Origin of the sequence: Stenotrophomonas sp. GD03654 (genome assembly GCF_029845105.1) — a bacterium.
Classification (GTDB): Bacteria; Pseudomonadota; Gammaproteobacteria; order Xanthomonadales; family Xanthomonadaceae; genus Stenotrophomonas; species Stenotrophomonas africana.
On the sequence record NZ_JAOCLC010000025.1, the window covers coordinates 1 to 12,692 of the forward strand.

15 protein-coding genes are annotated in these 12,692 nt (G+C 65.5%); 6 read left to right on the top strand and 9 right to left on the bottom strand.

Translation table 11 applies throughout. The features are described 5' to 3' along the window. The first annotated feature begins 84 nt into the window (after positions 1–84). Positions 85–2,163 (top strand): S9 family peptidase, encoded by a 2,079-nt coding sequence (locus tag N5J73_RS11050; protein ID WP_049445950.1) that lies wholly within the window; start codon positions 85–87, stop codon positions 2,161–2,163. 120 nt (positions 2,164–2,283) lie between these two features. Then, the gene (locus tag N5J73_RS11055) at positions 2,284–3,513 is read left to right on the top strand and encodes a DUF819 family protein (protein ID WP_049445949.1); all 1,230 of its coding nucleotides are present in this window, start codon (positions 2,284–2,286) and stop codon (positions 3,511–3,513) included. 112 nt (positions 3,514–3,625) lie between these two features. On the opposite strand, the gene N5J73_RS11060 is transcribed toward N5J73_RS11055, so the two are convergent. The 5 genes from N5J73_RS11060 to N5J73_RS11080 are packed head-to-tail and all read right to left on the bottom strand — an operon-like array spanning position 3,626 to position 6,647. Next, positions 3,626–4,105 (bottom strand): hypothetical protein, encoded by a 480-nt coding sequence (locus tag N5J73_RS11060; protein ID WP_005412610.1) that lies wholly within the window; start codon positions 4,103–4,105, stop codon positions 3,626–3,628. A gap of 46 nt (positions 4,106–4,151) precedes the next feature. Beyond that, positions 4,152–4,412: a cell division topological specificity factor MinE gene (minE, locus tag N5J73_RS11065; RefSeq protein ID WP_004148073.1), complete on the bottom strand. Its 261-nt coding sequence runs from the start codon at positions 4,410–4,412 to the stop codon at positions 4,152–4,154. A gap of 2 nt (positions 4,413–4,414) precedes the next feature. Next, a complete protein-coding gene (gene minD / locus N5J73_RS11070) occupies positions 4,415–5,224 on the bottom strand; it encodes a septum site-determining protein MinD (protein WP_049445948.1) in 810 nt (269 codons plus the stop codon). Positions 5,225–5,259: 35 nt separating this feature from the next. Next, the gene (gene minC / locus N5J73_RS11075) at positions 5,260–6,105 is read right to left on the bottom strand and encodes a septum site-determining protein MinC (RefSeq protein WP_049445946.1); all 846 of its coding nucleotides are present in this window, start codon (positions 6,103–6,105) and stop codon (positions 5,260–5,262) included. Beyond that, a complete protein-coding gene (locus N5J73_RS11080; RefSeq protein WP_005408535.1) occupies positions 6,051–6,647 on the bottom strand; it encodes a GNAT family N-acetyltransferase in 597 nt (198 codons plus the stop codon). Before N5J73_RS11080 ends, minC begins: the two co-directional genes overlap by 55 nt. Positions 6,648–6,797: 150 nt before the next feature. Here N5J73_RS11080 and N5J73_RS11085 point away from each other — a divergent pair, with 150 nt between their 5' ends. From N5J73_RS11085 to N5J73_RS11100, 4 genes are all read left to right on the top strand, one after another. After that, the gene (locus tag N5J73_RS11085) at positions 6,798–7,994 is read left to right on the top strand and encodes a sensor histidine kinase (RefSeq protein WP_049445944.1); all 1,197 of its coding nucleotides are present in this window, start codon (positions 6,798–6,800) and stop codon (positions 7,992–7,994) included. Continuing rightward, entirely contained in the window at positions 7,994–8,635 is a 642-nt protein-coding gene (locus N5J73_RS11090) for a response regulator transcription factor (RefSeq protein WP_049445942.1), read from the top strand. The genes N5J73_RS11085 and N5J73_RS11090 overlap by 1 nt, the downstream gene beginning before the upstream one ends. 233 nt (positions 8,636–8,868) lie before the next feature. After that, entirely contained in the window at positions 8,869–9,942 is a 1,074-nt protein-coding gene (locus tag N5J73_RS11095) for an SRPBCC family protein (protein WP_049445941.1), read from the top strand. A gap of 104 nt (positions 9,943–10,046) precedes the next feature. Continuing rightward, complete coding sequence (locus N5J73_RS11100) at positions 10,047–10,418, top strand: DUF423 domain-containing protein (protein WP_049445939.1); 372 nt, start codon at positions 10,047–10,049, stop codon at positions 10,416–10,418. 496 nt (positions 10,419–10,914) lie between these two features. On the opposite strand, the gene N5J73_RS11105 is transcribed toward N5J73_RS11100, so the two are convergent. The 4 genes from N5J73_RS11105 to N5J73_RS11120 are packed head-to-tail and all read right to left on the bottom strand — an operon-like array spanning position 10,915 to position 12,686. Further along, a complete protein-coding gene (locus tag N5J73_RS11105) occupies positions 10,915–11,724 on the bottom strand; it encodes a M15 family metallopeptidase (protein ID WP_049447062.1) in 810 nt (269 codons plus the stop codon). 9 nt (positions 11,725–11,733) lie between these two features. After that, positions 11,734–12,327, bottom strand: a complete 594-nt coding sequence (locus tag N5J73_RS11110) for a PH domain-containing protein (protein ID WP_049447059.1) — start codon at positions 12,325–12,327, stop codon at positions 11,734–11,736. 3 nt (positions 12,328–12,330) lie between these two features. Next, positions 12,331–12,510 carry a DUF4177 domain-containing protein gene (locus N5J73_RS11115; protein ID WP_049447058.1) on the bottom strand — a complete coding sequence of 60 codons (180 nt, stop codon included), beginning with the start codon at positions 12,508–12,510 and terminating at the stop codon, positions 12,331–12,333. Then, entirely contained in the window at positions 12,507–12,686 is a 180-nt protein-coding gene (locus N5J73_RS11120; protein ID WP_005412615.1) for a hypothetical protein, read from the bottom strand. The genes N5J73_RS11115 and N5J73_RS11120 overlap by 4 nt, the downstream gene beginning before the upstream one ends. Between the last annotated feature and the right edge of the window lie 6 nt (positions 12,687–12,692).

Sequence of the window (12,692 nt, forward strand, 5' to 3'; positions counted from 1 at the left end):
CCACCGGCGGCCATGACCGATGGCCTTGGCAGCCCCGGCCGCACGGGCCTACCATCGGTTTTTTGCCGTCCTGCGGAGACCCCGATGAAACTGCGTCATGCCCTGCTGCCACTGAGCCTGCTGGCCGCCCTGCCCAGCGTTGCTGCTGCCCGTGGCCTGGAAGTCCGCGACATGGTGGCCATGGACCGCGTCTCCGCACCGGTGCTGACCGCTGACGGCGGCACCGTGGTGTTCGCCAAGCGCAGCGTGGACGCCAACCTGAAGGCCTCCACCGCGCTGTTCGCGCGCAACCTGCGTACCCGCGATGCGGCCCCGCCGAAGCAGATCACCCCGGCCGGCTGGAACGTCAATTCTGCTTCGCTGTCGGCCGATGGTCAGACCGTGTACTTCCTCAGCGCCAAGAACGGCAGCCAGCAGCTGTACGCGCAGCCGATCAGCGGCGGCACCCCGCGCCAGCTGACCGATTTCCCGGTGGACGTGGACAGCTACCACGTGTCGCCGCAGGACGACCGTGTGCTGTTCAGTGCCGGCGTGTTCCAGGCCTGTGCCTCGGACCTGGCCTGCACCGAGAAGAAGCTGAAGGACGTTGCCGGCGCCAAGGCCAGCGGCAAGGTCTTCGATTCGCTGTTCGTGCGCCACTGGGATACCTGGAACGACGGCCGTCGCAACACCCTGTTCGTCGCCCCGCTGCCGGCGGCCAAGGCCGGTGCGGTCAAGGGCGCTTCTGCACTGAGCGCGACCATCGATGGCGATGCACCGTCCAAGCCGTTCGGCGGCAATGATGATTTCGCATGGTCGCCGGATGGCGCCAGCGTGGTCGCCAGCATCCGCGTGGCCGGCAAGCAGGAGCCGTGGTCGACCAACTTCGACCTGTACCGCTTCGACGCTGCGGGCAAGCAGGCGCCGGTCAACCTGACCGCCTCCAACCCGGCCTGGGATGCCGGCCCGGTGTTCAGTGCCGACGGCAAGACCCTGTTCTACCGCGCGATGAAGCGCCCGGGCTTCGAGGCTGACCGCTTCGGCCTGATGGCGATGGACGTTGCCAGCGGCAAGACCCGTGAGATTGCCCCGCAGTGGGATCGTTCGGCCGGCGGCATCACCCTGTCCGCCGACGGCGCCAGCATCTACACCACTGCCGATGACCTCGGCGAACACCCGCTGTTCCAGATCGACGTTGCCAGCGGCAAGGCCACCAAGCTGATCGGCGACGGCAGCGTGACCTCGGTCGATGTGGCCGGCAACAGCGTGGCCATCACCCGCAACAGCCTGAAGAGCAACGACCAGGTGCTGGTCGGCCTGCTGCCGGCTGCGGGCGAAGCCATCGGCGAACTGCGCGCGCTGACCCCGGCCGCCGGTGACGTGCTGAAGGACGTCAACTTCGGCGACTTCGAACAGTTCGAGTTCAAGGGCTGGAACAACGACACCGTGCGTGGCTACGTGGTCAAGCCGCACAACTACCAGGAAGGCAAGTCGTACCCGGTCGCGTTCCTGATCCACGGCGGCCCGCAGGGCAGCTTCGGCAATGGCTGGAGCTATCGCTGGAACCCGCAGACCTATGCGGGCCAGGGCTACGCCGTGGTGATGATCGACTTCCACGGCTCCACCGGCTACGGCCAGGCGTTCACCGATGCGATCAGCCAGCACTGGGGCGACCGCCCGCTGGAAGACCTGCAGAAGGGCTGGGACGCAGCGCTGAAGAAGTACTCCTTCCTCAACGGTGACAAGGCCTGTGCGCTGGGCGCCAGCTACGGCGGCTTCATGGTCAACTGGATCGCCGGCAACTGGAACAGCCCGTTCAAGTGCCTGGTCAACCATGACGGCGTGTTCGACCAGCGCATGATGGGCTACGCCACCGAAGAACTGTGGTTCACCGAGTGGGAGCAGGGCGGTACCCCGTACCAGAAGGCTGCGAACTACGAGAAGTTCAACCCGGTCAACCACGTCGCCGACTGGAAGAAGCCGATCCTGGTCATCCATGGCCAGCAGGACTTCCGCATTCCGGTCGAACAGGGCCTGGCCGCGTTCACCGCTGCCCAGCGCCAGGGCATCGAATCGAAGTTCCTGTACTTCCCGGATGAAAACCACTGGGTGCTGAAGCCGAACAACAGCATCCTGTGGCATGACACCGTCAACGCCTGGCTGAAGCAGCACATCGGCAACTGATGACTGCAGCGCCGCCCTCCGGGGCGGCGCTTTTGTCTCCGCCGGTGGGTGCCGACCGTTGGTCGGCACACCTTCCACCAACAGCAGCCGAGCATGGCTCGGCTCTACACGAGCACCTGCATGATCCAGAACGACATCGTCGTCTTCGGTTTGATCGCCGCCACGCTTGGCGCCGTGTTCTGGACCGCCTCGCGCGAGCAGGGCCTGTGGAAGCGCTTCTATACCTTCGTCCCAGCGCTGCTGCTGTGCTACCTGATTCCCGGCATCTACAACACCGTCGGCCTCATCGACGGGCAGAACACCAAGCTCTACAACCCGATCGCGCGCGACATCCTGCTGCCGGCGGCGCTGATCCTGCTGACCCTGGCAGTGGACATCAAGGGCATCCTGCGGCTCGGCCCGAAGCTGGTGCTGATGTATCTGGGCGCTTCGGCCAGCATCATGCTCGGTGCGGTGGTGGCGTTCCTGGTGATGCGCGCGATCCATCCCGACACCGTGGCCGGTGACACCTGGGCCGGCATGGCCGCACTGGCCGGCAGCTGGATCGGCGGTGGCGCCAACATGCTGGCGATGCGCGAAGTGTTCGACGTCAATGCGACCACCTTCGGTCAGTTCGCGGTGGTCGATGTCGGCGTGGGCTATGTGTGGATGGCCGCGCTGATCTTCCTGGCAGGACGTGCGGCGAAGATCGATGCACGCAGTGGCGCTGATACCTCGGCCATTGATGAACTGAAGGAGCGCATCGCGCGATTCCAGGCCGAGCACGAGCGTATTCCCAGCCTGACCGACCTGATGCTGATTGTGGCGGTCGCCTTCGGCGGTGTTGGTCTGGCGCATGCGATCGGTGCACCGCTGGCAGCGTGGTTCAAGGCCAATGTCGGCTGGGCCTCGCAGTTCAGCCTGGATGCGCCGTTTGTGTGGGTGGTGGTGCTGTCGACCACGCTGGGCCTGAGCCTGAGCTTCACCCGTGCACGCAATCTCGAAGGCGCGGGCGCATCGCGGCTGGGCTCGCTGCTGCTGTATTTCCTGATTGCCTGCATCGGCATGCAGATGGATCTGCTGGCGTTGCTGGATCGCCCATGGCTGTTCCTGCTCGGCCTGATCTGGATCGCCGTGCACATCGCGCTGCTGTGGTGCCTGGGCAAGCTGCTGAAGGTGCCGTTCTTCTACTTCGCCATCGGTTCGCAGTCGAACATCGGTGGCCCGGCTTCGGCACCGGTGGTGGCCGCGGCGTTCCATCCGGCCCTGGCGCCGGTGGGCGTGCTGCTGGGCACGATGGGCTATGCCACCGGCACGTACCTGGCCTATATCGTCGGTATCACCCTGCGCGCGCTGGCCGGGCAGGGATGATCCTGTAGGGCCGAGCCCATGCTCGGCTGCTCTTCGTCGTCACCTGCACGAATACAAAAGCAGCCGAGCATGGGCTCGGCTCTACAGTAGATCCACGCCACGCGTGTGCGCTTTACGCCACCGGCAATCCGCGTTCGATCAGCCACGCCTTCGCGTCTTCGGCGTCCTGTTCGAACCACGCCTGGGTAGACCCCAGCCGATACGTATACCCCCAGGCATCCATGTCGGCCATCAAACGCGCACTGCCGACACCAGGCAGCTGCCCGGCCAGCACGATCTGCAGGTAGCAGGTGGCATCTTCCTCGGCAACCGAGTCGGTGGCGTCGGTGTGCACCTGCGCACGTCGCTCCGGCGGCAGCACGATCAGGTGGCAGGCTTCGTGCAGCATCGAGTGCACCGGCGTGTCATCGCGCACGTAGACGTTGCTGGCGATGATGCCGGCCTCGGGTTCGCCCCAGTAGCTGCCGGGAATCGGTTCACCGGCCGCCACGTGGTGCAGCCGCAGGCCATGCGCGGCGAGCAGGCACTGCGCATCGGCGAAGGCGATATCGCCCACGCAGGTGATGTCCACGGCGGTTGTCGTATCGGTCATGCGGGTCGGGCAGCCCCGCCCATGCAGGCACGGGCGGGGCAGGAGATCAGGGTTTGTCCGGGCCTTCAGGCAGCGCCACGGAGATGTCCAGCACATCGTGCTGGCCATCCTTCACCAGGTCGACCTTCACTGCATCGACGTCGATGTTCACGTACTTCTTGATCACTTCCAGCAGCTCGCGCTGCAGCAGCGGCAGGTAATCGGGGCCGCCGCGGTTGCTGCGTTCCTGCGCGATGATGATCTGCAGGCGGTTCTTGGCGGTTTCGGCGGTGGTCTTCTTCGCTTTGAGGAAATCAAACAGGCCCATGCTTACCCTCCGAACAGCTTGCTGAAGAAGCCCTTCTTCTCGACGTTGGTGAAGCGCATCGGGCGTTCTTCGCCGAGGATGCGCGCGACGGCGTCGTCGTAGGCCTGGCCGGCAGCGGACTCGACATCCAGGATGACCGGCTCGCCCTTGTTGGAGGCGTTGAGCACGTCACCCGACTCGGGGATCACGCCGATCGCCTTCAGGCCGAGCACTTCCTCGACGTCGGCGATGCTGAGCATCTCACCGCTTTCCACGCGCACCGGGGTGTAGCGGGTCAGCAGCAGGAAGGCCGGCACGTCCTGGCCGGACTCGGCCTTGTGGGTCTTCGAATCGAGCAGGCCGATGATGCGGTCCGAGTCGCGCACCGACGACACTTCCGGGTTCACCACCACCACGGCGCGGTCGGCGAAGTACATCGCCAGGAAGGCGCCCTTCTCGATGCCGGCCGGTGAGTCGCAGATGATGTAATCGAAGCCGTCGGCGGCCAGATCCTTCAGGACCTTGCCCACGCCTTCCTGGGTCAGTGCGTCCTTGTCGCGGGTCTGCGAGGCGGCCAGCACGTACAGGTTCTCGAAGCGCTTGTCCTTGATCAGGGCCTGCTTGAGGGTCGCTTCGCCGTGCACGACGTTGACGAAGTCGTACACCACACGGCGTTCGCAGCCCATGATCAGATCGAGGTTGCGCAGGCCGACGTCGAAGTCGATCACCGCAACCTTCTTGCCGCGCCGTGCCAGGCCGCAGGCCAGGCTCGCGCTGGAAGTGGTCTTGCCGACGCCGCCCTTGCCGGAGGTGACTACGATGATTTCAGCCAAAGGACTTCTCCTGATGATTCTGTTTGGGTGCTGCGTCAGTCCAGCGCAGCGATCTTGATCTGGTCCTGTTCCAGCCACACCTGAACGGCCTTGCCGCGCAGGGAGTCCGGGACATCGTCCAGTACCTTGTAGTGGCCAGCAATGGCGACCAGTTCCGCATGGAAATCACGACAGAAGATGCGTGCCGCGGTGTTGCCCTGGGCCCCTGCCAGCGCGCGGCCGCGCAGGGTGCCGTAGATATGGATGCTGCCATCGGCGATGACCTCGGCGCCGGCGCCGACGGTGGCCATCACGGTCAGGTCGCAGTTCTCAGCGTACAGCTGCTGGCCCGAACGCACGTTGCCCAGCTGCATGCGGCCCGGCTGCGGTGCAGCGGCGTCGGCCGCCTTGGCCACCGGCGTGGCGGGCGCCGGCTTCGGCTCGGCACGCACCGCGCGGCGCGGTTCCGGCGCGGGCGGCGGCGGGGCCGGTTCGGCCTCCGCACGCTCGTACTGCGCACGGAACTTGGCCAGCAAAGGCAGGCCGAGCTGCTGCGAGAGCAGGTCGACCGCACTGGTGCCGTAGGCCAGTGCCACCGGCAACACACCGGCGTTGCGCAGGCCATCAACCAGCGCCTGCGCGGTGGCCACGTCCGGCACCTGGCTCAGGCCGCCGAAGTCGAGGATCACCGCAGCGCGGCCGAACAGCTTCGGTGCACGGGTGACGCGCTCGCGCATTTCCTGCACGAGGCGCTCGACATCGAGGGTACGGATGCGCAGGTTGGCGATGCCCACCTGGCCGATCTTCAGTTCACCGGCCTGTTCGTAATCGAAATTCACCGCCACGCTCAGGTCCCCGTCGGCCGCTGTGCCTGCGCCGGCAGCTGCCGGGCACGTGTCCATGCCACATCCGGCAGCTTGCCGCCGTAGGTCTCCTGGACCCATGGGTAGCTGCACAGTTCCTTGGCCAGCATGCTGGCGCGCACATCGACCTGGGCCATGGTGTTCTGGCCCAGCTCGCGGAAGCCGAAGCTGCCGTGGAAGAGCAGGGCGGCATCGGCGCCATGGTCGAGGAAGACCTCGCAGGTCATCTGCGGGTAGCGCAGCTCGGCGAAGCTCTGCGCGTCGGCATAGAACGCACGGCCGACGCCACCGCCGCGACGGCGACTGGCGACCACGATGCGGTCGATGTAGAAGAACGGGGTGTCCAGCTGCTGCTTGAACCAGGCGAAATTGCTGCTGTCGTGCTGGCTGTCGCTGCCGAAGCCGATCAGGAATCCGGCCAGGTTGCCGTCGCGCTCGGCGACGCGGAAATACTCAGCGGTTTCGTAGAACAGGCGCAGACGGGCCGCATCCAGGGGAAGGATGGCCAGGCCAGCGTTGTTGTTCAAAGCCAGGACGGAATCGAGCTCGTGCTCGCGCACGTCGCGGATGACAATCGACATTGTGACTCCGTGGGGTAACGCGGTTGGTCCATCAAGGGACCCTGCGCACGATTATTGCATGCCCGGGGTGGGCTGCGGCATGAACAGGCGACCGGGCAGGCATGACTTCCGTGGGGTGCGGTACGCAGGCGCGGCCCGTAGAGTGCTGGCATGTTGGGAGTCCTCAGCCATACCCGTGTCCTCCGCCTGGCCGGCCTGTTCACCTGGGTCATGGTCGGCCTGCCGTTGGCATACTCGCAGTTCGAGAACCTGCACAGCCGCAACGACATGGGCGGCTGGGCGATCCTGCTGTTCGTCGCCTACCTGTCCTTCGGCACCGCCTATTACTGGCTGACCCGCATCCTGCGCAGCGACAGCCACACCAGCTGGCTGGACCGTGGCCTGTTGCTGCTGCTGACGATCTCTGCGCTGGGGGTCAGTTTCCTGAGCGGCTCGGGCCTGGGCAGCATCCTGATGATGGTCGCCGCCGGAGTCATCCCGTGGATGCTGTCGGTACGGCTGGGCGTACTGTGGCTGCTGGTCAGCCAGCTGGCGGTGGCGCCGGTCTACTACATGCTGCTGCGCTTCCCGCTGTTCGAAGCGGTGATGCAGTCGCTGCTGTATGGCGGCTTCTCCATGTTCATCTTCGTGACCAGCCTGGTCGCCCGCCAGCAGACCGAGGCCCGCGATGAGCAGCGCCGGCTCAATTCGGAACTGCGCGCCACCCGCGCCCTGCTGGCCGAGAGCGCCCGGGTCAACGAGCGCACCCGTATCTCGCGCGAGCTGCATGATCTGCTGGGCCATCAGCTGACCGCGCTGACCCTGAACCTGGAAGTGGCCGGGCATCTGGCCGAGGGCCAGGCGTTGGAGCATGTGAAGCGATCCCACGCGTTGGCCAAGCTGCTGCTGGGCAATGTGCGCGAGGTCGTCAGCCAGCTGCGCGAGACCGGTGCCATCGATCTGGCTGCGGCCCTGCGCCCGTTGACCGAGAACGTGCCCTCGCTGGACATCCAGCTGGAGATCGAGGATCCGCTGAACGTGGAGGATCCGCAGCGGGCCCACGTGCTGCTGCGCTGCACCCAGGAAATCATCACCAACGCAGTACGCCACGCCGGTGCGCGCCACCTGTGGATCAAGGTGTACCGTGAAGCCCCCGACCGGGTGGTGGTCGAGGCCCGCGACGACGGCGTCGGCGCGGATATGGTCAATGTGGGCAATGGCTTGCGCGGCATGCGCGAGCGCCTGCAACAATGTGGTGGCCAGCTGCAGATCGAGACCCGTCCCGGCGAAGGCTTCCGGCTGCGGGCGACGGTGCCGGCAACGGTGCTGGTGGCCGCCCTTACCAAGGTTCCTGAAGGAGTGCGTTGATGATTCGCGTCTGCCTGGTCGACGACCAAACCCTGGTGCGGCAGGGAATCCGCTCCCTGCTGGCGCTCGACGACGGTATCGAGGTGGTGGCCGAGGCCGGCGATGGCCGGCAGGCGGTCGAGCTGATACCGCAGGTGCGTCCGGACGTGGTCCTGATGGACATGCGCATGCCGGTGATGTCCGGCCTGGAGGCGCTGCAGATGCTGTCGCGCCAGGAGCAGCTGCCGCCGACCATCATCCTCACCACCTTCGATGACGACCAGCTTGTGCTGGCCGGGCTCAAGGCCGGTGCCAAGGGCTATCTGCTCAAGGACGTGACCCTGGCGCAGCTGGTCGGTGCCATCCGCACCGTGGCCGACGGCGGCTCACTGGTGCAGCCGGCCGTGACCCAGCGCCTGCTGTCCGGCCTGGAGCACATGCGCAACGAGTTCGTCAGCCTGGACCGTCCGGACCCGCTGACCGACCGTGAGACCGAGATCCTGCGGCTGATGGCCAGTGGCTTCTCCAACAAGGAGATCGCCAATTCGCTGGGTGTCGCCGAAGGGACCATCAAGAACCACGTGTCCAACATCCTCTCCAAGCTGGGCGTGCGCGACCGTACGCGCGCCGTACTGAAGGCGTTCGAACTCCAGCTGGTCTGAGAAAAATCGTTCTGGTACAAAGACTTGGGCGAGGGTCAGAGGTTGCGGCCGAGGTTGCCCCCTACTGGCCGGTAGCCGTATGCGTTACCCTTCGAATTCTTTGTCCATACAAATACGCAGCCGGCAGGGAAACCGGTGCGCCAATCCCGATAAACAATGCCCGCGAAGCCTGCTAGGATTGGCGCTTCGCTTCAATCAACCCGGCCGTGGGATCGGCCCCGGAGACTCTCTGAATGACCCGTATTATCGAGTTCCTGATCGCCTTGGGGATCGTGGCTGGCCTGTTCGTCATCATTGGCGTATGTCTGCCGGGCGAGCGTCACATCACCGAAAGCATCGAGACCAACCGCAAGATGACGATCGTGTACGACACGGTCAGCAGTCTGCGCCGCTTCAAGGACTGGAACCCGCTGGTACTGCGCGATCCCGCCGTTGAACTGAAGCTGTCCGGCCCGGCCTCCGGCGTCGGTGCCACCCTCGACTTCACTTCCAAGGACCTGGGCACCGGTTCCTGGAAGATCACCGAAGCCGAAGAGAACAAGCGTGTTGCCATCGCCATCGAAGACGCCACCAAGGGTCACGACAAGATCAGCACCTTCACCCTGGAGCCGACTGGCAAGGGTGGCCGCAACGTCAAGATCACCCAGGACTACTCGGTGAAGTACGGCTTCGACCTGTTCGGTCGTTACGCCGGCCTGTATGTCAGCCGCCAGATCGGCGACGACATCAAGATGGGTCTGTCGCGTATGGCCAACATGCTGGCCAGCGTCCCGAACGTCGACTACCGCACCCCGGAAGCCCCGCTGACCGACCTGGCCATCGTCGATGTGCCGGCTGAAGACCTGCTGGTCGTCAACGCCGGTAACGTGGACCGCGGTCAGGACACGATCACCAAGTCGATCAAGGACAACCAGGAGTGGATCAAGCGCGTGATGGAGGCCAATGGCCTTGAAGCCGCCGGTCCGTTCCGCATCATCACCACCGACTTCGGTCAGGAGAAGTACGCCTTCGACATCGCCCAGCCGGTGAAGAAGAAGGGTGCTGAAGGTGCCACCGCTGAAGAGCTGACCGTCAAGATCGACGGCGGCGCTCCGGTCAAGTACGTGCACGTGGCTCCGCACCGTTCGGCGCATGCGGCCTACACCGGCCACATGGCGGGTCTGGACGTGGCCCGCAACGGCCTGCGCGCCTGGGCCGTGACCTCGGGCAACGAAGTCATCGACCGTCCGTACGAGTCCTGGAAGGACGGCATCGACAAGTCGTTCACTCCGGAAGGTACCTACGACATCTACTGGGCCGTCAAGTAAGCCTCGGCTGACCCATGTAGTGTTGGACACGAAAACGCGCCGCTCATTGCGGCGCGTTTTTTTTGATCTGGCGCCCGGCAAGGGGCGCTGCGCAAGGAGCCCACATGTTCAATCTGGAACGTCGCGCACGTAAGCCTTCGCTGCTGGCCTGCCTGGGGGCATTGCTGGCCGCTGCCTCGATCGGCCTGTCTGCCTACGCCTCGCACGGTGTGACCGACCCGCTGGCGCAGCAGCATCTGAACATGGCGGCGCTGTACGCGTTCGCACACGGTGCGGTGCTGGTAGCGCTTGGCCCGCGCGCGCAGGGCGCGATCGCGCATCTGGCGCTGTATGTGCTGCTGCTGGGCGTGCTGTTGTTCTCTGGCAGCCTGGTGGGCGGCGCGCTGTGGCAGTGGCCGACGCGGATGGCGCCGATCGGCGGCACCAGCATGATGGCCGGATGGGTGTTGCTGGCGATCAATGCGTTGAGGCGGTAACTGAGTCGACATTGTCGCTTCAATCCATGCTGATGCGATCTGCAGCGTTCAGGGGCGTTACTTTTCTTTTCGCGCGAAAAGAAAAGTAACCAAAAGAAACGCGCCGCCGGCCGCGAGCCGATGCTGCGCATCGGTACCCTGTGCTCCTCGGTCCGCCGAGGGACGGTGCGGGAACTCGCTGCGCTCAGACACCCGCACCTCTTCGCCCTCGCCGGACCTGCGGTGCTCGGCTCGCTTGAAGGCGGACCCAACAGCTGCACGCTGATTCGTTGTAGAGGCTTCGAGCGAAGCGACCCGCTTTTGTCTTTGCTCTCTTGTTCCATTCCGTGGCGGACGCACACGGAAACTGTCAGAGGCCGGGCGGGTAGGCTGGGCAGGGGTATCCGCGCCATGGATGGCGCGGCTAAGCCTCCAGGGACGGATTCACGGCGTCCCCTGCCCAGCCTACCCGTCCGGACAGCTCCATGAATTTCGCATTGCTTTCGCAACGAGGGGCTCAGCCGTTGGCCGGTTTCCAGCACCAGTGCCAGGGTTCGTAGACGATGCCGTGCGGATTGTCGCGCGGGTAGCTCAGCTGGAAGCCATGCCCGCCCGCATGTGCCTGCAGCCACGCGAACGCGTCGGTGGCTTCGAACGTCTCTTCGGCGGGAGCATCGCCGGGGGTGCCAATGTCCAGCGCGTGGCCGCTGTGGTGTTCGCTGAAACCCGGGGCGGCATTGACCTTCAGGATCTCCGCCACGCTCAGGCCGCGCGCCAGTTTCCGTTCAAAGATGCCCAGCTGGTAGGCATGGCTGCGGAAGCCGGAGATCGCGTCCAACGCAATGCCATCGCGTGCCGCGTGCAGTCGCATCCGTCGCCAGCCCTGCGCGGCGCCACGGCGCAGCCATAGCGGCCGGGCGAAGCGGTCGCGGCCGGCAAAATGCAGCAGGCACGGTTCGGGCTCCAGCGGCAGGCCGCTGTCGTCGGCGTAGCGCTGCGGGTCCAGGCCGAGCTGCTGCAGGCGCTGCTGCAGCCCGGCCAGCGGAAGCCATTGTTCTTCCAGCGCAGCGCCAACCGGGCGCGCCGCCGTGGCGTCGAGCAGTGTCAGTGCGTCCTCGACCCCGGGCTCTCGCGGCAGGCGCGGCACCATCGAATGCACGCCGTGCGGGAGTACGGCCGCCAGATAGCGGCCATCGCGCTTGCGTCGCAGCACCCATCGCGCCCGTGCCAACAGGCGTGCGTCGAGGTTGCTGCGTGCGCGCAGCAGGTGGGCAGGCCACAGTTCGATGGCCTCGGTATTGATCAGCAGGGGCAGGCGTCGTTGCATCGCCTCAGCTTACTGCCGTGGTGCCGGTGCGGCCACCTTGCGTAGTGCATCGAGCAGCGACTGCGGCCGGTCCAGACTGAGCAGCAGCGTGCTGCCATCGCTGACCGGCAGGGCGAGAACGCGCGTGCGGTCGGTGACCAGCGCGAAACCCTTGCCGCCGCCCTGCAGGCGGAAGTGGCCGGAATAGAAACCCGGCATTGCATAACCGTTGGTCTTGAAGCGGATGCCATAGCGAGGGTCACGTTGCAGGTCGACCACCTCGGCCTGGTCCAGCCGCAGTTGCGCCACCGGCACGCGCCGTCGGTACATCGTCGAGCGCACGTCCAGCACGTCGCCGGCCAGTTCCACCCGACGGCGGAAGAAGGCTGTGCCCAGTCCGATGCCGAGCAGGGCGATCACCAGCAGGCTCCATGCCGCACTGCCGCCCATCCGGAACCAGGGCGGCGACAGCGTTACTTCGATCCAGGGTGCCGTGGCAGGCGCCTTGTACAGTTGTGCATACAGGCAAGCGACGGAGGCTGCCAGCAATGGCAGCACGACCCACAGCACGCGTAACGGCGAACTCTCGGCCACGTCGAACGGTTTCGGGTCACTGCCGCCCACGGCTCAGGCCTCCTTCTTGAACACCAGCATCACCGGGCGCATCGGCGCCGGGATGATGATGTTGACCAGCTCCCAGCCCAGTTGGCCCTGGCGGCTGAGTTCGGCCTGGACATCCTCAGGCTTCAGCACGCCCATCATGGACGTCTTGACCTCGATCGTCTGGTAGCTCCAGCGCTTGCTCATTCCTTGTCCTCCGGCGATGGCTTGGGTTTTGGCAGGCGTCCTGCCTTGCGCAATGCGTCGCGCAGTACGTATTCGATCTGTGCGTTGAGGCTGCGCAGCTCGTCGTCAGCCCAGCGCTGTGCCGCGGCCAGGACCTCGGCATTGATGCGCAGCGGATAGGCTTTCTTCTCACTCATGAAAAC